The organism is Klebsiella sp. CN_Kp088 (genome assembly GCF_040064335.1).
Lineage (GTDB): Bacteria > Pseudomonadota > Gammaproteobacteria > Enterobacterales > Enterobacteriaceae > Klebsiella > Klebsiella aerogenes.
Genome location: NZ_JBEAIQ010000014.1, coordinates 20,267 through 42,252 on the forward strand (window position 1 = coordinate 20,267; position 21,986 = coordinate 42,252).

General features: G+C 56.5%; 23 protein-coding genes. 14 read left to right on the forward strand and 9 right to left on the reverse strand.

Annotated elements, in window-relative coordinates:
• From ABLV08_RS03650 to nqrM, 6 genes are read left to right on the forward strand one after another with little or no spacing between them, the layout of a single operon-like run.
• On the forward strand, positions 1 to 1,239 hold the full coding sequence (locus ABLV08_RS03650; RefSeq protein WP_047057051.1) for an NADH:ubiquinone reductase (Na(+)-transporting) subunit B: 1,239 nt from the start codon (positions 1 to 3) through the stop codon (positions 1,237 to 1,239).
• Positions 1,232 to 2,026, forward strand: coding sequence for a Na(+)-translocating NADH-quinone reductase subunit C (locus ABLV08_RS03655; protein WP_015704472.1), 795 nt, complete (start codon positions 1,232 to 1,234; stop codon positions 2,024 to 2,026). The genes ABLV08_RS03650 and ABLV08_RS03655 overlap by 8 nt, the downstream gene beginning before the upstream one ends.
• Positions 2,019 to 2,657 (forward strand): NADH:ubiquinone reductase (Na(+)-transporting) subunit D, encoded by a 639-nt coding sequence (locus ABLV08_RS03660; RefSeq protein ID WP_002889716.1) that lies wholly within the window; start codon positions 2,019 to 2,021, stop codon positions 2,655 to 2,657. Before ABLV08_RS03655 ends, ABLV08_RS03660 begins: the two co-directional genes overlap by 8 nt.
• A gap of 6 nt (positions 2,658 to 2,663) precedes the next feature.
• Positions 2,664 to 3,260 carry an NADH:ubiquinone reductase (Na(+)-transporting) subunit E gene (nqrE, locus tag ABLV08_RS03665; protein WP_015368115.1) on the forward strand — a complete coding sequence of 199 codons (597 nt, stop codon included), beginning with the start codon at positions 2,664 to 2,666 and terminating at the stop codon, positions 3,258 to 3,260.
• A 12-nt stretch (positions 3,261 to 3,272) separates the two neighbouring features.
• Positions 3,273 to 4,496: an NADH:ubiquinone reductase (Na(+)-transporting) subunit F gene (gene nqrF / locus ABLV08_RS03670; RefSeq protein ID WP_049053753.1), complete on the forward strand. Its 1,224-nt coding sequence runs from the start codon at positions 3,273 to 3,275 to the stop codon at positions 4,494 to 4,496.
• 2 nt (positions 4,497 to 4,498) lie between these two features.
• Complete coding sequence (nqrM, locus tag ABLV08_RS03675; protein WP_015368113.1) at positions 4,499 to 4,714, forward strand: (Na+)-NQR maturation NqrM; 216 nt, start codon at positions 4,499 to 4,501, stop codon at positions 4,712 to 4,714.
• 56 nt (positions 4,715 to 4,770) lie between these two features.
• On the opposite strand, the gene ABLV08_RS03680 is transcribed toward nqrM, so the two are convergent.
• Positions 4,771 to 5,631, reverse strand: coding sequence for a glycerophosphodiester phosphodiesterase family protein (locus ABLV08_RS03680; protein WP_063402672.1), 861 nt, complete (start codon positions 5,629 to 5,631; stop codon positions 4,771 to 4,773).
• 159 nt (positions 5,632 to 5,790) lie between these two features.
• Here ABLV08_RS03680 and dinB point away from each other — a divergent pair, with 159 nt between their 5' ends.
• Positions 5,791 to 6,846, forward strand: coding sequence for a DNA polymerase IV (gene dinB / locus ABLV08_RS03685; RefSeq protein WP_015704475.1), 1,056 nt, complete (start codon positions 5,791 to 5,793; stop codon positions 6,844 to 6,846).
• A 2-nt stretch (positions 6,847 to 6,848) separates the two neighbouring features.
• The gene (locus ABLV08_RS03690; RefSeq protein WP_077204116.1) at positions 6,849 to 7,310 is read left to right on the forward strand and encodes a GNAT family N-acetyltransferase; all 462 of its coding nucleotides are present in this window, start codon (positions 6,849 to 6,851) and stop codon (positions 7,308 to 7,310) included.
• A gap of 205 nt (positions 7,311 to 7,515) precedes the next feature.
• Here the strand turns inward: ABLV08_RS03690 and pepD are convergent, their stop codons facing one another.
• Positions 7,516 to 8,973 carry a cytosol nonspecific dipeptidase gene (gene pepD / locus ABLV08_RS03695; protein ID WP_032712675.1) on the reverse strand — a complete coding sequence of 486 codons (1,458 nt, stop codon included), beginning with the start codon at positions 8,971 to 8,973 and terminating at the stop codon, positions 7,516 to 7,518.
• 257 nt (positions 8,974 to 9,230) lie between these two features.
• Between pepD and gpt the strand changes: the two genes are divergently transcribed.
• The 4 genes from gpt (at position 9,231) to ABLV08_RS03715 (ending at position 14,172) form a co-directional block, all read left to right on the forward strand.
• Positions 9,231 to 9,689 carry a xanthine phosphoribosyltransferase gene (gpt, locus tag ABLV08_RS03700; RefSeq protein WP_002889733.1) on the forward strand — a complete coding sequence of 153 codons (459 nt, stop codon included), beginning with the start codon at positions 9,231 to 9,233 and terminating at the stop codon, positions 9,687 to 9,689.
• A gap of 107 nt (positions 9,690 to 9,796) precedes the next feature.
• Complete coding sequence (gene frsA / locus ABLV08_RS03705) at positions 9,797 to 11,041, forward strand: esterase FrsA (RefSeq protein WP_015368041.1); 1,245 nt, start codon at positions 9,797 to 9,799, stop codon at positions 11,039 to 11,041.
• A 57-nt stretch (positions 11,042 to 11,098) separates the two neighbouring features.
• Positions 11,099 to 11,497 (forward strand): sigma factor-binding protein Crl, encoded by a 399-nt coding sequence (gene crl, locus ABLV08_RS03710; protein ID WP_045380819.1) that lies wholly within the window; start codon positions 11,099 to 11,101, stop codon positions 11,495 to 11,497.
• A gap of 410 nt (positions 11,498 to 11,907) precedes the next feature.
• Positions 11,908 to 14,172 carry an FdhF/YdeP family oxidoreductase gene (locus ABLV08_RS03715; protein WP_348855581.1) on the forward strand — a complete coding sequence of 755 codons (2,265 nt, stop codon included), beginning with the start codon at positions 11,908 to 11,910 and terminating at the stop codon, positions 14,170 to 14,172.
• 77 nt (positions 14,173 to 14,249) lie between these two features.
• Here ABLV08_RS03715 and ABLV08_RS03720 read toward each other — a convergent pair whose 3' ends face one another.
• The 4 genes from ABLV08_RS03720 to ABLV08_RS03735 form a co-directional block, all read right to left on the reverse strand.
• On the reverse strand, positions 14,250 to 14,462 hold the full coding sequence (locus ABLV08_RS03720) for a DUF1471 domain-containing protein (RefSeq protein ID WP_045388411.1): 213 nt from the start codon (positions 14,460 to 14,462) through the stop codon (positions 14,250 to 14,252).
• Between the two features lie 157 nt (positions 14,463 to 14,619).
• Positions 14,620 to 15,036, reverse strand: coding sequence for an SRPBCC family protein (locus tag ABLV08_RS03725; protein WP_348855582.1), 417 nt, complete (start codon positions 15,034 to 15,036; stop codon positions 14,620 to 14,622).
• A gap of 32 nt (positions 15,037 to 15,068) precedes the next feature.
• Positions 15,069 to 15,866 carry an SDR family oxidoreductase gene (locus ABLV08_RS03730; RefSeq protein WP_045380855.1) on the reverse strand — a complete coding sequence of 266 codons (798 nt, stop codon included), beginning with the start codon at positions 15,864 to 15,866 and terminating at the stop codon, positions 15,069 to 15,071.
• A gap of 44 nt (positions 15,867 to 15,910) precedes the next feature.
• Positions 15,911 to 16,921, reverse strand: coding sequence for an aldo/keto reductase (locus tag ABLV08_RS03735; RefSeq protein WP_049047569.1), 1,011 nt, complete (start codon positions 16,919 to 16,921; stop codon positions 15,911 to 15,913).
• Between the two features lie 149 nt (positions 16,922 to 17,070).
• Here ABLV08_RS03735 and ABLV08_RS03740 point away from each other — a divergent pair, with 149 nt between their 5' ends.
• Entirely contained in the window at positions 17,071 to 17,964 is an 894-nt protein-coding gene (locus ABLV08_RS03740; protein ID WP_047040554.1) for a LysR substrate-binding domain-containing protein, read from the forward strand.
• 108 nt (positions 17,965 to 18,072) lie between these two features.
• On the forward strand, positions 18,073 to 18,441 hold the full coding sequence (locus ABLV08_RS03745) for a hypothetical protein (protein WP_045380858.1): 369 nt from the start codon (positions 18,073 to 18,075) through the stop codon (positions 18,439 to 18,441).
• A 1-nt stretch (position 18,442) separates the two neighbouring features.
• On the opposite strand, the gene csiR is transcribed toward ABLV08_RS03745, so the two are convergent.
• The 3 genes from csiR to gabT form a co-directional block, all read right to left on the reverse strand.
• Entirely contained in the window at positions 18,443 to 19,135 is a 693-nt protein-coding gene (gene csiR, locus ABLV08_RS03750) for a DNA-binding transcriptional regulator CsiR (protein ID WP_015368060.1), read from the reverse strand.
• A gap of 45 nt (positions 19,136 to 19,180) precedes the next feature.
• Positions 19,181 to 20,581 carry a GABA permease gene (gene gabP / locus ABLV08_RS03755; RefSeq protein WP_045380860.1) on the reverse strand — a complete coding sequence of 467 codons (1,401 nt, stop codon included), beginning with the start codon at positions 20,579 to 20,581 and terminating at the stop codon, positions 19,181 to 19,183.
• A gap of 113 nt (positions 20,582 to 20,694) precedes the next feature.
• Complete coding sequence (gabT, locus tag ABLV08_RS03760; RefSeq protein ID WP_015368062.1) at positions 20,695 to 21,978, reverse strand: 4-aminobutyrate--2-oxoglutarate transaminase; 1,284 nt, start codon at positions 21,976 to 21,978, stop codon at positions 20,695 to 20,697.
• Between the last annotated feature and the right edge of the window lie 8 nt (positions 21,979 to 21,986).

Consider the following 21,986-nt stretch of genomic DNA (forward strand, 5'->3'; position numbering starts at 1 on the left):
ATGGGCTTAAAGCACCTGATTGAGAAACTTGAGCCGCATTTCACCCACGGCGGCAAGTTAGCAAAATATTACCCGCTGTATGAAGCGGCGGCGACGATCTTCTACACCCCGGGTTTAGTCACCCGCGGCGCCGCGCACGTACGTGACGCCATTGACCTCAAGCGGATGATGATCCTCGTCTGGTTTGCGGTGTTCCCGGCGATGTTCTGGGGCATGTACAACGTCGGCTTGCAGACAATTCCGGCGCTGCACAAGCTATATGGCGCCGAACAGCTGCAGCAGGTCATTGCCAACAACTGGCACTATAGCGTTGCCCAGTGGTTAGGGGTGAGCTTCAGCGCCGATGCCGGGTGGCTTAGCATGATGACGCTGGGGGCGGTGTATTTCCTGCCTATCTACCTCACCGTATTCATCGTCGGCGGTTTTTGGGAAGTACTGTTTGCGATTGTGCGCAAACATGAGATCAACGAAGGCTTTTTCGTTACCTCAATTCTCTTCGCGCTGATTGTGCCGCCAACGATGCCGCTATGGCAGGCGGCGCTGGGGATCTCCTTTGGCGTGGTAATTGCCAAAGAGATTTTCGGCGGCACCGGGCGCAACTTCCTCAACCCGGCGCTGGCGGGGCGCGCGTTCCTGTTCTTCGCCTACCCGGCGCAGATTTCCGGCGACCTGGTATGGACGGCGGCGGACGGTTTTTCCGGCGCGACGCCGCTCTCCCAGTGGGCCAGCGGCGGCGGTGAAGCGCTGGTTAACGTCGCCACCGGCATCCCGGTGAGCTGGATGGACGCCTTCCTCGGCAACATTCCCGGCTCGATTGGCGAAGTGTCGACGCTGATGATCCTCATCGGCGGCGCGTTCATTATCTTTGCCCGTATCGCTTCCTGGCGCATCGTCGCCGGGGTGATGGTCGGTATGATCGCTACCGCTACGCTGTTTAATTTCATCGGTTCTGATACCAACCCCATGTTCTCGATGCCGTGGTACTGGCATCTGGTGCTCGGCGGTTTCGCCTTCGGCATGATGTTTATGGCGACTGACCCGGTATCGGCTTCCTTTACCGATAAAGGTAAATGGAGCTACGGCCTGCTGATTGGCGTGATGTGCGTGCTGATTCGCGTCGTCAACCCGGCCTATCCGGAAGGGATGATGCTGGCGATTCTGTTCGCCAACCTCTTTGCGCCGCTGTTCGATTACCTGGTGGTGCAGGCCAATATCAAGCGGAGGAAGTCGCGTGGCTGAGAAGAAAAGTAACGATAGCATCGGCAAAACGCTGCTGGTGGTGCTGGTGCTTTGTCTGGTGTGCTCCATTGTGGTCGCCGGTTCCGCCGTGGGCCTCAAGTCGCGTCAGCAGGAACAACGCGCGCTGGATAAACAGCGCAATATCCTGGCCGTCGCCGGCCTGATGCAGCAGGGGATGGATGCTGACGCGGTGGCGGAAACCTTCGCCGCGCGCATTACCCCGCGGCTGGTCAATCTGGCGACCGGCGAACTGCTGGATAAAGACCCGGGCAAATTTAATCAGGCTCAGGCGCTGAAAGATCCGCAGCAGAGTATCGCGCTCGACGCCAGCCAGGATCCGGCCGGGATTAAACGCCGCAGCAACCTGGCGGAAATTTACCTGGTGCGTGACGCGCAGCAGCAGATTCAGGAAGTCGTGCTGCCTATCTATGGCAATGGCCTGTGGTCAATGATGTACGCCTTCGTGGCGCTGGACGTCGATGGGCGCACGGTGAAAGGCATTACTTACTACGATCAGGGCGAAACGCCGGGGCTGGGCGGCGAGGTGGAAAACCCGAACTGGCGTCAGCAGTTTGTCGGTAAGCAGGTGCTGGATGACAACGGCATGCCGTCGTTGAAGGTGGTAAAAGGCGGCGCGCGCGCAGGCGATCTCCACGCGGTTGACGGTTTATCCGGCGCCACGCTGACGTCAAACGGCGTGCAGCATAGCTTTGATTTCTGGATGGGCGAACTGGGCTTTGGTCCGTTCCTGAAAAAGGTTCGTGAGGGAGAGCTGAATAATGGCTGAACAGAGCGATATGAAAGAGGTGAAGCGCGTGCTGGTGGGGCCGCTTATCGCCAATAACCCCATCGCCCTGCAGGTGCTCGGCGTCTGCTCCGCGCTGGCGGTGACCACCAAACTGGAAACCGCCTTCGTGATGACCATTGCGGTGACGCTGGTAACGGCGTTCTCCAGCATGTTTATCTCTATGATTCGCCACCATATTCCCAATAGCGTGCGCATCATCGTGCAGATGGCGATCATCGCCTCGTTGGTTATCGTGGTGGATCAGCTGCTGCGGGCTTTCGCCTATGAGACCTCTAAGCAGCTGTCGGTGTTCGTCGGGCTTATCATCACGAACTGTATCGTGATGGGGCGTGCCGAAGCTTATGCCATGAAATCGCCGCCGCTGGCCAGCTTTATGGATGGTATCGGTAACGGTCTCGGTTACGGCGCGATCCTGATTATCGTCGGTTTCCTGCGCGAGCTTATCGGCAGCGGTAAGCTGTTCGGTATCACCGTACTGGAAACGGTGCAGAACGGCGGCTGGTATCAGCCGAACGGCCTGTTCCTGCTGGCGCCGAGCGCGTTCTTCATTATCGGTTTGCTGATTTGGGCCCTGCGTAGCTGGAAGCCTGAACAGCAGGAAAAGGAGTAACCGATCATGGCTCATTACATTAGCCTGTTTGTCCGCGCGGTGTTTGTTGAGAACATGGCGCTGGCGTTCTTCCTCGGGATGTGTACCTTCCTCGCGGTGTCGAAAAAGGTCTCCACCGCGTTTGGCCTCGGCGTTGCGGTCACGGTGGTGCTGGGTCTTGCCGTACCGATCAACAACCTGGTCTATAACCTGGTGCTGCGCGACGGCGCATTGATGGAAGGCGTAGACCTCAGCTTCCTTAACTTCATCACCTTTATCGGGGTGATTGCGGCGCTGGTGCAAATACTTGAGATGATCCTCGATAAGTACTTCCCGGCACTCTATAACGCGTTAGGGATCTTCCTGCCGCTTATCGCCGTTAACTGCGCTATTTTCGGCGGCGTGTCGTTTATGGTGCAGCGCGATTACAACTTCCCGGAATCGATTGTTTACGGCTTTGGTTCCGGCATCGGCTGGATGCTGGCGATTGTCGCGATGGCGGGGATCCGCGAAAAAATGAAGTACGCCAACGTGCCCGCCGGTCTGCGCGGGTTAGGGATCACCTTTATCACCACCGGACTGATGGCGCTCGGCTTTATGTCATTCTCCGGTGTGCAGCTATAAGGGCGGAAAAGTATGGAAATTATTCTTGGCGTGGTGATGTTCACGCTGATCGTGCTGGTCCTGTCGGGGCTTATTCTGGTGGCGCGCTCGAAGCTGGTGAACGCGGGCGACGTGGTTATTGAAATCAATAACGAAGCGGATAAACAGATCCGCACGCCGGCGGGCGACAAACTGCTGAACACGCTCTCCAGCAACGGTATCTTCGTCTCTTCCGCCTGCGGCGGCGGCGGCTCCTGCGGCCAGTGCCGGGTGACCATCAAAGAAGGCGGCGGCGATATTCTGCCGACAGAGCTTTCGCATATCACCAAACGCGAAGCCAAAGAAGGGTGCCGCCTGGCCTGCCAGGTGGCGGTGAAGCAGAATATGAAAATTGAGCTGCCGGAAGAGATTTTCGGCGTGAAAAAATGGGAGTGCGAGGTTATCTCTAATGATAACAAAGCGACCTTCATTAAAGAGCTCAAATTACGGGTGCCGGATGGTGAAGCGGTGCCGTTCCGCGCCGGCGGTTATATTCAGATCGAATGCCCGTCGCATAAAGTGGCCTATGCCGACTTTGATATTCCCGATGAATATCGCTCAGACTGGGATAAGTTCAACCTGTTCCGCTATGTCTCTGAGGTGAAAGAGCCGACCCTGCGCGCCTACTCGATGGCTAACTACCCAGAAGAGGAGGGCATCATTATGCTCAACGTGCGTATCGCCACGCCGCCGCCGAAGGTACCGGATGCGCCGCCGGGGATTATGTCGTCCTATATCTGGTCGCTGAAGCCTGGCGATAAGGTGACGATTTCCGGGCCGTTTGGCGAGTTCTTTGCCAAAGAGACCGACGCCGAGATGGTGTTTATCGGCGGCGGAGCGGGCATGGCGCCGATGCGTTCACACATCTTTGACCAGCTTAAGCGCCTGCACAGCACGCGTAAAATCAGCTTCTGGTACGGCGCGCGTTCGCTGCGCGAAATGTTCTATGACGATGAGTTTGAACAGCTGGTGCGCGAAAACCCCAATTTTACCTTCCACGTCGCGCTCTCCGATCCGCTGCCGGAAGATAACTGGACCGGGCATACGGGCTTTATCCATAATGTTCTGTATGAAAACTATCTGCGCGACCATCCGGCGCCGGAAGATTGCGAGTTCTATATGTGCGGGCCGCCGGTGATGAACGCCGCGGTGATTAAAATGCTCAAAGATCTGGGCGTCGAAGATGAGAACATCATGCTCGACGACTTTGGAGGCTGATGATGTGGACGGTATTTGTCGCGACCTTTGTGATTTTTGCGCTGGTGATCCTCGGCATGTCCCTGGGCTACCTGGTGAAGCGTAAGAGTATTCAAGGCAGCTGCGGCGGGATCTCCTCGCTGGGGCTGGAGAAAGTCTGCGACTGTCCGGAACCGTGCGATGCGCGTAAGAAACGTCTCGCCCGCGAGGCGCAGCGCCAGCAGCAGCGCATTCTCTAATGCGCCGACGGCGCTACGCTTGCGTTTTTCAGGCCGCTTTCGCGGCCTTTTTTATCTTACTGCCAGTTTTTCGCCTGCGCCGGAGAATCCACCATCACGCCGTCGGCGCCTAATTCTTTCGCCGTTCGATAATCTTCCGCGCTATTGATGCCGAAGAAAATGATGTGGGCCTGGCCCTGCGAGCGGAAGCAATCCATCGCCTCTTTATCCCAGGTGAGCGTCGCCGGAGAAACGCCTTCACCCAGGGTAAACTTCTCGACTACCTCCACCTTGCGCTTTAGTTCCAGCCCGTACCACTTATCGCCGTCGCGCTGGCTGTCTTGCTGGCACTGGTGGCTGAGCGAAACGTTTGCAAGCCTGGTTCGGGTTTCGCTGCGGCTAACAAAGCGGGGGATCGGTTGCGGCAGAGCGGCGATATAGCGGTCTTCGGTGGAATAAATCCGTACCCGGTCGAGGCTATGGGTATTTTTTAACACCTCCAGCAGGCGTTCGCCCATCACCGCCGGATCGGCATCCGGTGATTTTATATCGATGTAGAAGAAGGTCTGCGGCCACTGCTGCAGCACGCTTTGTAAGGTCGGGATCGTGGCCTGCTTGCCGCGCCACGGATGGCTGTCATCGCCCCATTTCCAGCCGGCATCGACTTTTGCCAGCTCGGCGGCGGTTAAGCTTGAGACCTTGCCCTCGGCGTTGGTCAGGGCGGAGAGATCGCTTGAGCGATAGAGCACCGGTACGCCATCGCGGCTTAGCTGTACCGTAATCCAGATGGCCTGTGCGTGATTTTCCAGCGCCAGTTTGATGGCCGGTTGGGTGTTTTCCGGCGCATCGCCGGTACCGCCGCGGTGGGCAATCAGCTGCGGATTGGCGAAAACGCTGCCGGTCGCCAGCAGACAGAGTACCGTGAGTATTTTCTTCATGATTGTATCTTCCTGATTCATTATTTAAATGTATGAAAATAAAGGTGATTTGTTTCACTTTTATGTTGTAACAGCTTTTTTGGCGGTTGAATTAAAAAAAGAATAAAATTTGCGTGTAGTTTTGCTATGCTGTATGGGTATACAGTGTTGGGCAAGGCGATGCGTAAAATTATCCATGTCGATATGGACTGCTTCTTCGCAGCGGTGGAAATGCGTGACAACCCGGCGTTGCGCGATATCCCCATTGCAATCGGCGGCAGTCGGGTACAACGTGGCGTGATTAGTACCGCGAACTATCCTGCGCGTAAGTTTGGCGTGCGCAGCGCGATGCCGACGGCGACGGCGCTTAAACTGTGTCCGCACCTCACGCTGCTGCCGGGGCGCTTTGATGCCTACAAAGAAGCCTCGAACCACATCCGCGAAATTTTCTCCCGCTATACCTCGTTAATCGAGCCGCTGTCGCTGGATGAAGCCTACCTTGACGTGAGCGACAGCGTACACTGCCACGGCTCTGCCACGCTGATGGCCCAGGAGATCCGCCAGACCATCGAGCGTGAACTGAATCTCACCGCTTCAGCGGGCGTGGCGCCGGTAAAATTCCTCGCGAAAATTGCCTCAGATATGAACAAGCCGAATGGCCAGTTCGTCATTGCCCCGCATCAGGTGGCGGAGTTTGTGCGGTCTCTGCCGCTGGCGAAAATTCCCGGCGTCGGGAAGGTGTCGGCGGCGAAGCTGGAAAATATGGGGCTGCGTACCTGTGGCGACGTGCAAAACAGCGATCTGGCGATGCTGCTTAAACGTTTTGGTAAGTTTGGCCGTATTCTGTGGGAGCGCAGCCACGGCATTGACGAGCGCGAAATCCATAACGATCGTCAGCGTAAATCGGTCGGCGTCGAGCGCACTCTGGCGGAAGATATTCATGAGTGGTCAGACTGCGAAGCGATTATCGAAAATCTCTATCCCGAGCTGGAACGCCGTCTGGCGAAGGTAAAACCGGATCTACTGATCGCGCGTCAGGGCATCAAACTGAAGTTTAACGATTTCCAGCTCACTACTCAGGAGCACGTCTGGCCGCGGTTAAACAAAGAGGATTTAATCGCGACCGCGCGCAACGCCTGGCTTGAGCGTCGGGGCAGCCGCGGCGTGCGGCTGGTGGGGTTACACGTAACTCTGCTCGACCCACAGCTTGAACGACAACTGGTACTTGGACTATAACGATGTTAACGATCAGGGCGTATTTAGAAGATGATTTTCCGGCGCTGTGCGCCATTTTTTTGCGTGCGGTTAAAGAGACCGCCAGCCGGGATTATTCTCCCGCGCAAATTGCCGCCTGGGCGCAGGTTGATGAATCCCGCTGGCGGCAGAAACTTGCCGATTCGCAAGTGCTGGTGGCGGTTATTGATAATCAGCCGGTTGGATTTATCACTGTTGTTAATGATTATATCGACCTCTTTTTCGTCTCGCCGGATTATACCCGTCGTGGAATCGGTCATGCGCTCATCGGGGCGGTCTGCGCCAGCCTTCCGGGAAAGATATTGTCGGTTGATGCGAGCATAACGGCACGATTCAGTTTTCTTCGTCAGGGATTTCGTGTCGTCGCTGAGCAGCGAGTAGAATCGCGTGGAGAGTGGTTCACCAACTATCGAATGGAAAAACGCGGTTCGGGTAAGGCTGAATAGATACTGTTATCGGTTTGCGACTTTTTTAGCTTGAGAAAAGCCTTTATCTCAAAACGCTAAGAGTCTGTTGCGGTCCAGTCGCCGCCAGGGATTTTCCCGGAGACTACCAAACTGCACATTACTGTAGCCCCGGTAAGCGGTAGCGCCACCGGGGATTTTGAGGCGGCGTGGTGAACAAATTAACGGTAGGCCGCCGGTGTATGGCTTACTTCGCCGGAATGGCTTTCAGCAGCTCGGTCAGCAGCGTCCAGTACTGGCCGACGCTCTCGATATGAACCTGCTCATCCGGAGAGTGCGGGCCGGTAATGGTTGGGCCGATGGAGACCATGTCCATGTCCGGATACGGTTTTTTGAACAGACCGCATTCCAGACCAGCATGGATAATCTGGATGTTCGGCGTCTTGTTGAACAGACGCTGATAGGTCTCGCGCACCAGGTGCATAACCGGAGAGTTGGCATCCGGCTGCCAGCCTGGGTAAGCGCCTTTGGCTTCGGTTTTCGCCCCGGCCAGTTTGCCCAGCGAATCCAGCATGCTGACGACGTAGTCTTTACCGCTGTCGATCAGCGAGCGAATCAGGCAGTGGATCTGTACGTTGTCGTCGGTCATGGTGACAACGCCGACGTTCAGCGAGGTTTCAACCACGCCTTTGGCGACGTCGGAGTTGCGGATCACGCCGTTCGGCGTCGCGTTCAGCAGGTGGATGAAACCGTCGCGGGAAGCCTTAGCCAGCGCCGCTTTGCCGTTATCGACCGCTTCCAGCAGCACCACCAGGTTCTTCTCTTTGGCCTCCAGCTCGTTTTTCAGCAGCGCCTGATAAGTACTCACCAGCGCTTTCAGCGCATCGGCTTTATCCGCAGCCACGGCGACGGTCGCGTATGCTTCACGCGGGATGGCGTTGCGCAATGTACCGCCGTTGAAATCGACCAGACGCAGATCCAGCTCATCGGCGTGGCCGGCGAGGAAGCGCGACAACAGCTTGTTGGCGTTGCCCAGACCAAGGTGAATGTCACCGCCGGAGTGTCCGCCTTTCAGCCCTTTCAAGGTCAGTTTAAAGCTCTGGAAACCGGCAGGAATCGCTTCGCGAGTCAGCGCCAGGTTAGAGGTGAAATCGATACCGCCGGCGCAACCCATGTAGATTTCGCCTTCTTCTTCCGAATCGGTATTGATCAGGATATCCGCCTGCAGCCAGTTAGCCTGCAGACCGAACGCGCCATCCATGCCGGCTTCTTCGGTCATGGTCAGCAGCACTTCCAGCGGGCCGTGGGCAACGCTATCGTCGGCCAGCACCGCCAGCGCGGAGGCCATACCGATGCCGTTATCCGCGCCCAGGGTGGTGCCGCGCGCTTTAACCCACTCGCCGTCGATGTACGGCTGAATCGGGTCTTTGGTGAAATCGTGGACGGTATCGTTATTTTTCTGCGGCACCATATCGAGGTGCGCCTGCAGAACTACCGGCTTGCGGTTTTCCATACCGGCGGTCGCGCCTTTACGAATCAGAATGTTGCCAACCTGGTCGCGTTCCGCGTGTAAACCTTTCTCTTTTGCCCAACCCATGATGTGCTCGGCGAGCTGTTCTTCGTGATAGGACGGGTGTGGGATGGAGCAAATTTTGGCAAAAATATCCCAAAGCGGTTGCGGGGATAATTGAGACAATTCAGACACGATGAGTCTCCTTACAGTCACCTGCAAAAGTCGTTTACAGGTCGAGGGTTAGCAATAAGATTCACTACAAGCTCGGGCTTGCGCGATGTGGTTGAGAATACCACTTTCCGCGCGCTCTGCTAGTGTAAAGCACGCAAAAAGCGTTGCCGGAGGCGCTTAATACTGGTTTTTAGCGCGTCAGGTCTCTATAATCTCGCGCAACCATTTTCCCCTTCGAACAATATTTAAGCCGTTATACACAGGCTGGGACAATTCACATGAGCGAAAAATACGTCGTCACCTGGGACATGTTGCAGATTCACGCCCGCAAACTGGCAAGCCGTCTGCTGCCGGTTGAACAATGGAAAGGCATCATTGCCGTTAGCCGTGGCGGTCTGGTACCGGGAGCTTTACTGGCGCGTGAACTGGGTATTCGTCATGTTGATACCGTATGTATCTCTAGCTACGATCACGACAACCAGCGCGAACTGAAAGTACTGAAGCGCGCTGAAGGCGATGGCGAAGGTTTCATCGTTATTGATGACCTGGTCGATACCGGCGGCACCGCCGTCGCTATCCGCGAAATGTATCCTAAAGCGCACTTTGTCACCATTTTCGCTAAGCCGGCGGGACGTCCGCTGGTTGATGATTATGTGGTTGATATCCCGCAGGATACCTGGATTGAACAGCCGTGGGATATGGGCGTCGTCTTCGTCCCGCCAATCGCTGGCCGTTAATTCCCGCCAATCGTGAATAATTACCACGCCCGGTTATGCCGGGCGTGGTTTTTTTTACCCTGACGCGGGTTACAATAGCGAAAGCAGCAACATGATGGAGGCGGCACATGTCACAGGCTAACCTTAGCGAAACGTTGTTTAAACCCCGATTCAAATATCCGGAAACCTCAACGCTGGTCCGTCGGTTTTCATCCGGCCAGCATCAGGGCATGCAGACCGCGCTGAGCGGTAATCACGTCGACCACTGGTATCGCTTAATCAATCGCCTGATGTGGATCTGGCGCGGCGTCTCGCCGCAGGAGATATGGGATGTCCAGGCGCGCATCGTGATGAGCGATGCCGAGCGCTCCGACCCGGAGCTCTACGATACGGTGATTGGCTATCGCGGCGGCAACTGGGTGTATGAGTGGACTAAACAAGCGATGATGTGGCAGCAAAAAGCGACTCAGGAAGCCGATCCTTTGCAGAGCGGTCGCCACTGGCTGCACGCCTCCAACCTCTATAGCATCGCCGCCTACCCGCATATCAAGGGCGATGGGCTGGCCGATCAGGCGCAGACGCTGGCCAATCGCGCCTATGAAGAGGCGGCGCAACGTCTGCCGGGCGAGCTGCGGGAACTGGAATTCGCTATCCCCGGCGGCGCCCCGGTGACGGGCTTCCTGCATATGCCGAAAGGCGAAGGCCCGTTTCCGACGGTGCTGATGTGCGGCGGTCTTGATTCGCTGCAAACCGATTATTACAGCCTGTATGAGAAGTATTTTGCCCCGCTGGGGATCGCCATGCTGACGCTGGACATGCCGTCCATCGGTTTCTCAACCAAGTGGACGTTGAGCCAGGACACCAGCATGCTGCATCAGTACGTGCTACAGCATCTGCAGAATGTCCCCTGGGTTGACCATACCCGGGTGGCGGCATTTGGTTTCCGCTTCGGCGCCAATATTGCGGTTCGTCTGGGGTATCTGGAGTCGCAGCGGCTGAAGGCGGTGGCCTGTCTGGGGCCGGTGGTGCACAACCTGCTGGTGGATCCGCAGCTGATGGCGCGGGTGCCGGAGATGTTCCTCGATGTGCTGGCATCGCGTCTTGGCATGCACGATGCTTCCGACGAAGCGCTGCGCGTCGAACTTAACCGTTATTCATTAAAAACTCAGGGCTTGCTGGGCCGCCGTTGCCCTACGCCGATGCTCTCCGGCTACTGGAAAGATGATCCCTTTAGCCCCGAAGAGGAGTCGCGGTTAATCACCTCCTCCTCGGCGGATGGCAAGCTGCTGGAGATACCGTTTAAGCCGGTTTACCGTAATTTCGATCACGCATTGCGTCAGATTGCCCGCTGGATCAACCATAGATTTGGTTAATATATTGCTAAATTTTATTGGTTTGGTAAAACAGTTGCATCACTAAAGGAGATCGCAATGACGTTACCGAGTGGACACCTGAAAAGTAAGCTGATTAAAAAATTCACGGCGCTAGGCCCCTATATCCGTGAAGGGCAGTGTGAAGAGAACCGCTTTTTTTTCGACTGCCTGGCAGTTTGCGTCAACGTTAAACCAGCGCCGGAGAAGCGGGAATTCTGGGGCTGGTGGATGGAAATGGAAGCGCAGGAATCTCGTTTCACTTATAGCTACCAGTTCGGCCTGTTTGATAAAGAGGGTAACTGGCAGGCGGTCGCTATCGACGACCCTGAAGTTCGCGAAAGACTCGAAAAAACGCTGCGTGAGTTCCACGAGCGCGCCGCGGCGCTGCTGACAACGTTCAATCTCAAACTCGAACCGGCTGACGATTTCAGTGAACCGGTTCGCCTGCGCGCGTAATTTCTCCCCGGTGCCTGTTGCCGCAGGCACCGTCCGATAAAAATCGATACCAATTGTAAATAACCGCCGCACCAATCCGCCTCTCGTTATACGAGGCGGCAATATAGTAGGTAGTTAAACGAAAATATTATTTACCCCTTCCTGGGGGGCTACTGTTGTGGTTTTACGTTCTGTTTACCATGTAATGATATTTGGGTGACATATTACAGCCTGAAACAATGCTTTAAATAAATATAACTATTTGTTTGTTAATGGTTAATTCGTGTTTGATTAATGCTGAGCGCTATTCGAATTATAATTCTACTTCTTTTTTATTATTTATCCGCTTACCGTTACTCCATGGTGGGAATCAGCACATCAGAAACGCTGTGTTAATAAAGAGCGATTGAAAATAACGCTGATGTATTCTGATGACTAATAATACCCGAGGCCTGAAACAATACGCCGGAGCCGCCGGCGGATGGGGGGCCGTTAAAGCTTGTACCACCCACGTTTTGGGGCAAAAAACGCCGCTGCGCGATACCATCGCGCTATTTAAAATGAACCAGGTTAAAGGGTTTGACTGCCCTGGCTGCGCCTGGCCGGACCCGGAACACCGCTCGCCGATGGAGCTGTGCGAAAACGGCGTCAAGGCCGTTTCGTGGGAGACAACGGCAAAGAAAGCGACGCCTGAATTCTTTGCTCATCATACGCTTGCGGAACTGTGGCAGCGCAGTGATTATGAGCTAGAAAATTACGGTCGTCTCACTCATCCGATGAAGTACGACATCATCAGCGATACCTATCAACCGGTCGCCTGGGAACAGGCCTTTGCCGAAATCGGCGAGGTCATGCGTGGTTTTGCGCCGGACGAGATGGAGTTTTATACCTCGGGACGCACCTCCAACGAAGCGGCGTTTCTCTATCAACTGTATGCCCGGGAATATGGCAGCAACAATTTCCCTGACTGCTCTAACATGTGCCATAGTCCCACCGGCACGGGGCTGGGCTCGTCTATTGGTATTGGTAAAGGAACCGTTGAACTTAGCGATTTCGAGGCGGCCGATCTGGTGATTTGCGTGGGTCATAACCCCGGTACGAACCATCCGCGAATGCTCTCTACGCTACGGGAAGTGGCGCAGCGCGGCGGTAAAATTATCTCGGTTAATCCGCTGCGTGAGCGTGGTCTGGAACGCTTTAGTTTTCCGCAGTCGCCGTCCGATATGTTGTTAGGTCAGCATACCGACCTTTCCAGCGACTATTTCCAGATCCGCGTCGGCGGCGACGCCTGGTTCTTCCGCGGGGCGATGAAAGCGCTGTTGGCCTTAGATGCGCAGCATCCGGTCATTCATCACGACTTTATTGCCGGGCACACTTCGGGCTATCCGGCGCTGTTGGCCGATCTTGAAGCGCTATCGTGGGACGATATCGAGCGCGGTGCGGGGGTTAAACGCGAAGTGGTCGAATACTTCGCCGGGATCTACAGCCGTCATCAGCGGGTGATCATTAGCTACGGTCTGGGTATCACTCAACATCGCAACGGCACGCAGAACGTACAACAACTGGTTAATCTACTGTTGATGCGCGGTAATATGGGGCGCAAAGGGGCGGGCATCTGTCCGTTGCGCGGTCACTCCAACGTGCAGGGCGACAGAAGCGTCGGCATTAACGAAGCCCCGAGTGAAGAGTTTAATCTGCGACTGGAGAGCTACTTTGGCATCAAGGCGCCGCGCCAGCATGGCCGTTCCTCGGTCGAAAGTATCAAAGCGATTGAGGATAAACGCGCGCGCGGGCTGATCTGCATGGGCGGTAATCTGGCGGTAGCGATGCCGGATCCGCTGCGTACGTTCCCGGCTATGCGCCGCCTGGAACTGCAGGTCCATATCGCCACCAAGCTGAATCGCTCGCATCTGTTGGCGGGCAAAGATACCTTTTTATTCCCGGCGCTTGGCCGCAGCGAACGCGATCTGCAAATCTCGGGCGTACAGTCGATCACCGTCGAAGATTCAATGAGCATGGTACATGCCTCTACCGGTTCGCTGAAACCTGCTTCTCCGCATCTGCTTTCCGAACCGGCCATTGTCGCCGGACTGGCCCGCGCGACGCTGCCGGATAGCCCAGTCTCCTGGGAGCGGTTGGTGGGTGATTACCGTCTGATCCGTGACGCGATTGAAGCGGTGATCCCGGAATTCCATCAGTTTAATGCGCGCATTGCCGCGCCGGGTGGCTTCCGCCTTGATAACCCGGCTTCGCGTGGCGAATACCGTACCGAATCGGGTAAAGCGACGTTCCACGTCTGCAATCTGGCCGCCGTTGATGATGCGCTACCGGTGGATAGTCTGGTATTGACTACCATCCGCAGCCACGATCAATACAACACCACCATCTACGGCATGGATGACCGCTATCGCGGCGTAACCGGCCGTCGCGATATTATCTTCCTCAGTGAGGAAGAGGCGCGTAAGCGTCAGTTGAGGCAGGGGGATCGGGTCAATATCATGGCGCTGGATGCGCGGGGCGAACCGGACGGCGAGAAAGCGCTGTTGAATCAGACGGTGTTTATCGTACCGATGGCGGCGTCGTCGATTGCCGCTTATCTACCGGAGGCCAATATTTTGCTGTCGTTGGATGCGGTCGATAAAGAGAGCCTGACGCCGGCTTATAAGAGCGCACCGGTACTTATAATCCGGGCGTGAGGAATAACGGAGCCGAAAGTTGGCCCCGGTTCTGGGATATCATTTTTTATGAATTCCTGCCAGGAATACAGAAGTAATTACTTATCTAACACAGCGCTCATCGTCACTTTATTCCCCATATGGGCGCTGGTGATTTTATAATCAGTCGCATTCAGCTCTTTCGCTTTTTTGGCAATCACCGCTTCAGCGGAGTCAAGCGTATTACCGGTTGCAGTCACGCTATGCGCGGAAGCGGTAAAGGCAAAAAGTGAAAGTGCGGCTGCGGAAAAAATAGTCGATACGGTTTTCATGTTCATAATCCTGGTAAGTTGTTTCGTTAACGTTGCCCGTTGCAACGTAATGGCGTAAAGGATATGTCCCGCCCGTTGTCTGAAAAAGAGGGCAACGGGCAATAGACTTTTCTTGTTTTGTTCATAAAAGGAATGGCCCGGCCATTCCTGGCAACAATCAGGCGCTAAAGTTATTTTTCAACGCCTGCAGGCCGTCGCGATAAATACCGCTGAACAGCGCTTCGGCATCCGCGTCGCTGACGTTAACCGGCGTGAAGCTGCCGGACCACTCAACGCGGGTGATATTGCTATCGGCAGTTGCCACTACCGCGATAGTGGAGAGGTAATCCACTACCGGGAACGGCGCCTGGATGATTGAGTAGTTATAGCTGCGCTGGCGGTTATCAAACGCTTCCAGACGTTCAATGACCGTGCCGCCATCGGATGTGGTCAGCGTACGCACGCGTCCCCCTTCGCTCACCACGCTTTTCGGGATGAACGGCAGCCAGTCGGGCAGCGAGTCAAAGCCGCCCATCAGTTGCCAGACCTGGTCGACAGTAGCCGGGATTTCGATAGATACAGTGGTAGTAGCCATTTTATTTCTCTCTTTATTTCAGATAATTAGAATTACATTGCCAGGGTGTCGACGACGCCGCCATCGACGCGCAGCGCCGCGCCGGTGGTGGCCGATGAGAGCGGCGAGGCGAGATATACCGCCAGGTTCGCCACTTCGTCGACGTCCGCCGCCCGCTGGATAATCGAGCTTGGGCGTGCGGTCTTCACAAATTCATCAGCCTGTTCACGGGGGCTGCGGCCAGACTGCATAGCAGCCTCCGCCAGCATCTCCTGCAAACCTTCAGTGAAGGTGGGGCCAGGCAGAATGGCGTTAACGGTGACGCCGGTACCGGCGAGCCGTTTCGCCAGCCCGTGGGAGACCGCGAGGTTGGCGCTTTTAGTCACGCCGTAGTTGATCATGTCGGCAGGGATAGCTACGCCGGATTCCGAGGAGACGAAAATAATGCGTCCCCAGCCGTTGTCGATCATCCCCTGGGCGTAGTGGCGCGACAGGCGCACGCCGGAAAGCACGTTGACGTTATAAAAGTGCATCCACTCGCTATCCGGCACGCTAAAGAAATCTTTATCGTTAAAGATGCCGAGGTTGTTAACCACCACATCAGCATGCGGCTCGGCGGCGAGCAGGGCGCTGACGCCTTCCTCGGTGCTGAGGTCGGCGACCACCCCGCGCAGCTGCGCATCGGGGAGTTCGGCATTAATTGCCGCCATGGCGGTATCAACACCGCGCCGTTGACGGCCGACGATGACCACGGTCGCGCCCGCCTGAGCAAGGCCTTTAGCGATGCCAAGTCCGATGCCGGAAGTGGAGCCGCTCACCACGGCGACTTTATGGGTTAGATCCAGTTTCATGTTGTCTCTCTTGTTTTAAGAGGGGCCCTGCGGCCCCGCTAAAATTAACGAATCGGCAGCGGCGCGTTATCAGCCACCAGATTCTGACTGCGCATCTCATCCCAGAAAGCGGCTGGGATGGTCGCTTTCAGCGCGGCCAGATCTTCCGCCATACGGCCAGGACGGCTGGAGCCTGGGATCACGGCGGCCACCGCCGGATGGGCCAGAGCAAACTGCAGCGCAGCGGCTTTCACGTCCACCTGATGACGAGCGGCAACGGCCTTGATCTGCGCCACCTGCTGGTGGATCGCCGCAGAGGCTTTCTGATATTCGAAGTGTTCACCACCGGCGAGAACGCCCGAGCTGTAAGGGCCGCCGACGACAATATCGACATTCTGTTCCAGCGCTTCCGGCATCAGGCGCTGCAGGGCGCGTTTGTGGTCCAGCAGCGAGTAGCGGCCAGCCAGCAGGAACGCATCAGGCTTCGGCTCGTCGAGCGCTAAGGTCAATTCGCAAGGTTCGACGCGGTTCACGCCCAGCCCCCATGCCTTAATTACGCCTTCTTCACGCAGGCGGGTCAGCGCGCGGAAGGCGCCGGTACGGGCGATGTTGAACTGCTCCAGCCAGCTGTCGCCGTAGAAATCCTGCGCCGGATCGTGGATCCATACGATGTCGAGATGGTCGGTTTTCAGCCGTTTTAAACTGTCTTCAATAGAACGCAGGGTGGCGTCGGCCGAGTAGTCGTTGAGGATTTTGTTCTTCAGGCCGTATTCGAAAAGACCGCCTTTCTCACCAAAATCACGCGTCGCCGGGTCTTCCATTTCATCAAGCATGATGCGGCCGACTTTGCTGCTCAGAACGAACTGGTCTCGAGGGTATTGCGAGAGCGCTTCGCCCATCCGGATTTCAGAAAGACCGGACCCGTACAGCGGTGCGGTATCGAAGTAACGAACGCCCAGATCCCAGGCGGCGGCGACGGTGGCGTGCGCCTCGTCTTCCGGGATGTTACGGAACATGTTACCCAGCGGCGCGCCGCCTAAACCAATGTTGCCTGGCAGAATATGTTTGATGCTCATCTAAGATGTCCTCGATATTGGGTTCCCGTCTGGGAAGGGTTCTGTGCGGGCGATTTGTGCTGTCGCCCTGTGACGGAGATCACAATACCTTGCGGTGTTATGACTTGATAGGACATAATTCGTCTGACTTAAGTCCTTTGAGGTCTCACATGATTGATTTACGCCAGTTGAAGTACTTTGTGGTGGTAGCGGAAGAGGAGCATGTTGGCCGTGCCGCCGAACGCTTACATATTTCACAGTCGCCGCTCAGCCGCCAGATAGCCCAGCTGGAGGAGCGCCTAGGGCTGATGCTGTTTGAACGTAACCAGCAGCGTATTCGCCTGACGGCGGACGGGCAGACGTTTCTGGCCGAAACGCGCTCGTTGCTGACCCACGCCAACCGTCTCGAATCATTAGGTAAACGGCTGGGGCGCGGCGAAGATGGCGGGTTGTGTATCGGTTATATCGAAAACGCCATGCACTCGGGCGTGCTTTCTACCGCGCTGCGCACCCTGCGAACGTCGCGCCCGGACGTGCATATTGCGCTGTATAGCCAGCCGCCCGCCACGCAGATTGAGGGCCTGCGCCAGCGCAGCCTGGACTTCTCGCTGGTGGACATGCCGCCTTCGGCGGGCGAACAGGATCTGGAGTATACCCAGGTGCTTGATGACCGGATGCTGCTGGCTTTGCCGCATAATCACCCGCTGGCCGCTGCGGAAAACTTGCAGCCTGCGCAGCTGGCCGATCAGCAGTGGATCGCGGTTATCCATAACGACGATGCCCATTCGCGCGATGATTTCGTCGCCGCCTGCGTGCGTGCGGGCTTTAATCCGGATATTCGTCTGGAAGCCGGAGAGCCATTAACGGCCCTGGGGCTGGTGGCGGCGGGACTGGGCGTGGCGCTGATCCAGAACAGCCTGCGGCATAACGCCCCTGAGGGGGTCGTGCTGCGGGAAATTCCGTGGATGAGCTATTCGACCCAGCTGTGGGCGGTATGGCACAAAGCCAACCAGCGCCCGTTGGTGATGCATTTTCGCGAGGTGCTACGCGGCGAGAATAATTAGGAATATTCCTGGAATAGGGTGCGGCGGCAAGAAAATGCGCCGCGATCCCTGTCTGCGCAGGCAAATCATGTTACCGTCAAATATTGACCCTAAAATTATAAGACCTTCATGAAATTTCTATTATCTATCAGTTTATTAAGCTTCTTCTTTTCTCCGGCTTTCGCCGGCACAGCGGTAAAATTATCCTGCTCTTTACGCAAAAATGTGACCATCTCGCGTTTCCATTACCAGCTATCGACCATGAAGTGGGGCGACCATTTCCAGGTGGCTTCCGGCATGCGTCAGGCGCAGACCAAAAATCATATTCCCTATCGGGTAACCAGCTTTCGCAACGGTGACGATCTGGTCTTTTTCCCGGACAGTCAGGAGTACTTTTTCTTCTACTCGGGAATGGCGACGCCGGACCGTTGCGTGGTGGAGGAACACTACGAGTATCCGGTCACACAACTGCCGTATTATAAAAAGCCCGCTGCCTGAATCAGGATTGCTGCGACAGCAGTTTGCCGGCCATCGCCTGCTGGATAATCGGGATGGGGGTAAGTAAGTGCTCGCGCATGAGCGCGCTGGCTCGCTCGGCATCGCGCGCCAGAATGGCTTCCAGCAGCGTCTGGTGCTGGACATGTTTATCTTCCAGCATTTCTACCGACAGCACGGTGGTGCGCAGCCAGATGAAGCGGTAGCGTGCCGCCAGATCGAAGAGCCGCTCGCGCATCTGCAGTAAATACTGCGAACCACAGCCGGCGACGATGGCGGTATGAAACGCCTGATGGCGCTGATCCCACTCATCGAGTAAGCGCTCACTAGCTTCGCTGGATTCCAGCTTATTAAGCAGATGCGCGCGGGCAAGCAGCTCGGCTTCCCACTCATCGCCGCCGCGCTCAATGGCGAGGCGCACCAGCATGGCTTCCATATTGGCGCGGGCATCGAAGATATCGAGGAGTTCCGCCTCGGACATTGAGGCAACGCGATAGCCTTTTTGGTTGACCACCGTCACCAGCCGCTCGGCCACCAGCTGCGAGAGCGCTTCCCGCAGCGGCCCAACGCCAAGCTCATAGCGCGACGTCAGCAGGCTCATACGCAGTTTTTCATCAGGCTGATAAACGCCGCGGATGATGTCGTTCTTCAACCAGCGGTATCCATCAATGGCCGTCGCTTGGGGAATGGCGGTCATAGTCTTGCTCCTGAATACATTTCCCGGCCTGCGCCGGGAACAGGGTTAACGCGTATTTTGTAGCGGCAGTTTTTGCCACAATAGCAGCTTTTTCCAGCGCGACATAATCGGCACCGTGCAGATGATAGCGATCGCCAGCGCGCCGGTGGAAATGACCTCCAGCTGCTGCGCCGGACGGAACAGCATTACCACCAGTACGAAGGTGATAAAGGCGATAACCAGCCAGGTGAGCCACGGATAGAGCCACATCTTAAGGCGAATTTCGCCGCCTCTCGCCAGCAGGATTTTGCGCATCCGCAACTGAGATACGGCAATGACCAGATAGACCAGCAGGGCGATGGCGCCGGAGCTATCGATGAGGAATTTAAAGACTTTCGCCGGGGCATAGTAGTTCACCACCACGGTTAAGAAGGCCGCGCCGGTGGAGAGCAGCACCGCCACATACGGCGTTTTACTGCGGTTGGTTTTGCCCATTATGGCTGGCGCATCGCCGCGGCGGCTCAGGGAATAGAGCATTCGGGAAGCGGTATACAGCGCCGAGTTCAGGCAACTGGTCACCGACAGCAGGATCACGCCGTCCATAATCAGTTTGGCGTAGGGGATATGCAGTAACTCCAGTACCGAACGGTATGAACCGACATTCTTCAGCCCCGGCATGTTCCACGGGATCAACGAGACGACCACGAAAATGGAGCACAGATAGAAGATAGAGATGCGCCAGATTACGGAATTCGTGGCGCGAACGATGTGCTTATCCGGGGTATCCGATTCGGCGGCGGCAATGGTGACGATCTCCGCGCCCATAAATGAGAACATGGTAATGAGCATTGCGCTGAGCACCGCGCCGAAGCCGTTAGGCATAAAGCCGCCGTGATCCCACAGGCGCGAAATCCCGCTCACTTCGGCATAGGGATAGAAGCCGGTGATGGCCACCGCGCCCAGCACGATAAAGGCCAGAATGGCGATAACTTTGCAGATAGCCAGCCAGAACTCGAATTCGCCGTAGTTTTTGACGCTCAGCAGATTACTGCCGGTGAGGGCAAGGGTGATGACCAGCGAGAATAGCCATACCGGTACGCCGGGGATCCACGAGTTGAGAATAATGGCGGCGATATTGGCTTCCAGGGGAATCACCAGTACCCAGAACCACCAGTACAGCCAGCCGATGGTATAACCCGCCCAGCGACCGATCGCTTTGTCGGCGTAGGTCGAAAAGGAGCCCGTATCCGGGGTGGCGACGGCCATTTCGGCCAGCATACGCATAATCATCACCACCAATAACCCGGCAAACAGGTAGGAAAGCAGAACCGCCGGGCCCGCTTCGGCAATGGCGACGCTGGAACCGACAAACAAACTTGCGCCGATAACGCCGGCAATAGATAGCATGGTGACGTGGCGTGATTTCAGCCCGCCCCCTAAATCATGTGATTGCGACAGTTGCCCCATCATTAACCCCTTTTATTGTTTTTTGGCACCGTTTGCCGGATGGCGATTGCGCCCAATCCGACCGACAGGCAACCGGACGGGGCGCATGAGCGTCGCCATCCGGTGCAGGAGTGTTAGCCTTGTTTAGCTTCGTTAAAACAGTCGGCGATAATCTTCAGTCCCTGCGCGATCTGCGCATCTTCGATAGTCAGCGGCACCAGAATACGCAGCACGTTGTAGTACGGCCCGCAGGAGAGCAGGATCAGGCCTTTATCCCGCGCGCGGGCGACGATATCCGCCGTCAGTTTGGCGTTGGGTTTGCTGTGATCGCCCTCTTCAAAGAGTTCAATGGCGATCATCGCCCCCAGGCCGCGGACGTCGCCGATCTCGCGATGTGTTTCAGCGATATTGAGCAGGCCTTTACGCAGCTTGTCGCCGAGCTGATTGGCTTTTTCCAACAGGTTTTCCTGTTCGAAAACCTTGAGTACCGCCAGCGCGGCGGCGCAGGCAATTGGGTTGCCGGCATAGGTGCCGCCCAATCCGCCCGGCGCGATGGCGTCCATGACTTCCGCCCGTCCGGTGACGCCCGCCAGCGGGAAACCGCCGGCGATGGATTTGGCAAAGGTGGTGATATCCGGCGCCACGCCCATCTGCTCCATCGCGAACAGCGTGCCGGTACGGCCCGCGCCGCTCTGGACTTCATCGGCGATCAGCATGATGCCGTGCTCGTCACACAGCGCGCGCAGGCGCTGCATAAAGGCCGGGGAGGCGGCGTAGAAACCGCCTTCGCCCTGGACGGGTTCGATAACGATAGCGGCGATATCTTCCGGCGCGGCGTCATTTTTGAAGATGCGATGGATACTGGCGATCGCGTCATCATCGCTTATGCCGTGCAGCGCGCACGGGTAGAGCGCGCGATAGACGTGGCCCGGCATTAACCCCATGCCCGCGGAGTAAGGGTTCACTTTACCGGTTAACGATAGGGTGTAATGGGTACGGCCATGATAGGCGCCGGTAAAGGCGATAGTGCCGCTACGCCCGGTCGCCGCGCGGGCGATTTTGACCGCGTTTTCCACCGCTTCTGAACCGGTGGTCACCAGCAGGGTTTTCTTGGCGAAATCGCCGGGCACTTTCTGGTTCATCATTTCGCACAGCTGCAGGTAGGGCTCGTAGGCCAGAACCTGGAAGCAGGTGTGGGTCAGCTTCTTCAACTGGCCTTCCACCGCGGCGATCACCTCAGGATGCAGGTGGCCGGTATTTAACACCGCGATACCGCCGGCGAAATCGAGATATTCACGGCCTTCAACGTCCCATACCCGGCAGTTCTCCGCACGGTCGGCAAAGATAGGGTGAATTTGTCCGACGCCGCGCGGCACCGCGTCGCTACGGCGCTGCATTAACGCTTTATTGCTGGTCATGTCCTGCT

Coding starts and splice junctions, on each gene's coding strand:
- ABLV08_RS03650 (WP_047057051.1), top strand. CDS start 1: ATGGGCTTAAAGCACCTGATTGAGAAACTTGAGCCGCATTTCACCCAC.
- ABLV08_RS03660 (WP_002889716.1), top strand. CDS start 2,019: ATGGCTGAACAGAGCGATATGAAAGAGGTGAAGCGCGTGCTGGTGGGG.
- nqrE (WP_015368115.1), top strand. CDS start 2,664: ATGGCTCATTACATTAGCCTGTTTGTCCGCGCGGTGTTTGTTGAGAAC.
- nqrF (WP_049053753.1), top strand. CDS start 3,273: ATGGAAATTATTCTTGGCGTGGTGATGTTCACGCTGATCGTGCTGGTC.
- nqrM (WP_015368113.1), top strand. CDS start 4,499: ATGTGGACGGTATTTGTCGCGACCTTTGTGATTTTTGCGCTGGTGATC.
- ABLV08_RS03680 (WP_063402672.1), bottom strand. CDS start 5,631: ATGAAGAAAATACTCACGGTACTCTGTCTGCTGGCGACCGGCAGCGTT.
- dinB (WP_015704475.1), top strand. CDS start 5,791: ATGCGTAAAATTATCCATGTCGATATGGACTGCTTCTTCGCAGCGGTG.
- ABLV08_RS03690 (WP_077204116.1), top strand. CDS start 6,849: ATGTTAACGATCAGGGCGTATTTAGAAGATGATTTTCCGGCGCTGTGC.
- gpt (WP_002889733.1), top strand. CDS start 9,231: ATGAGCGAAAAATACGTCGTCACCTGGGACATGTTGCAGATTCACGCC.
- frsA (WP_015368041.1), top strand. CDS start 9,797: ATGTCACAGGCTAACCTTAGCGAAACGTTGTTTAAACCCCGATTCAAA.
- crl (WP_045380819.1), top strand. CDS start 11,099: ATGACGTTACCGAGTGGACACCTGAAAAGTAAGCTGATTAAAAAATTC.
- ABLV08_RS03715 (WP_348855581.1), top strand. CDS start 11,908: ATGACTAATAATACCCGAGGCCTGAAACAATACGCCGGAGCCGCCGGC.
- ABLV08_RS03720 (WP_045388411.1), bottom strand. CDS start 14,462: ATGAAAACCGTATCGACTATTTTTTCCGCAGCCGCACTTTCACTTTTT.
- ABLV08_RS03725 (WP_348855582.1), bottom strand. CDS start 15,036: ATGGCTACTACCACTGTATCTATCGAAATCCCGGCTACTGTCGACCAG.
- ABLV08_RS03730 (WP_045380855.1), bottom strand. CDS start 15,866: ATGAAACTGGATCTAACCCATAAAGTCGCCGTGGTGAGCGGCTCCACT.
- ABLV08_RS03735 (WP_049047569.1), bottom strand. CDS start 16,921: ATGAGCATCAAACATATTCTGCCAGGCAACATTGGTTTAGGCGGCGCG.
- ABLV08_RS03740 (WP_047040554.1), top strand. CDS start 17,071: ATGATTGATTTACGCCAGTTGAAGTACTTTGTGGTGGTAGCGGAAGAG.
- ABLV08_RS03745 (WP_045380858.1), top strand. CDS start 18,073: ATGAAATTTCTATTATCTATCAGTTTATTAAGCTTCTTCTTTTCTCCG.
- csiR (WP_015368060.1), bottom strand. CDS start 19,135: ATGACCGCCATTCCCCAAGCGACGGCCATTGATGGATACCGCTGGTTG.
- gabP (WP_045380860.1), bottom strand. CDS start 20,581: ATGGGGCAACTGTCGCAATCACATGATTTAGGGGGCGGGCTGAAATCA.
- gabT (WP_015368062.1), bottom strand. CDS start 21,978: ATGACCAGCAATAAAGCGTTAATGCAGCGCCGTAGCGACGCGGTGCCG.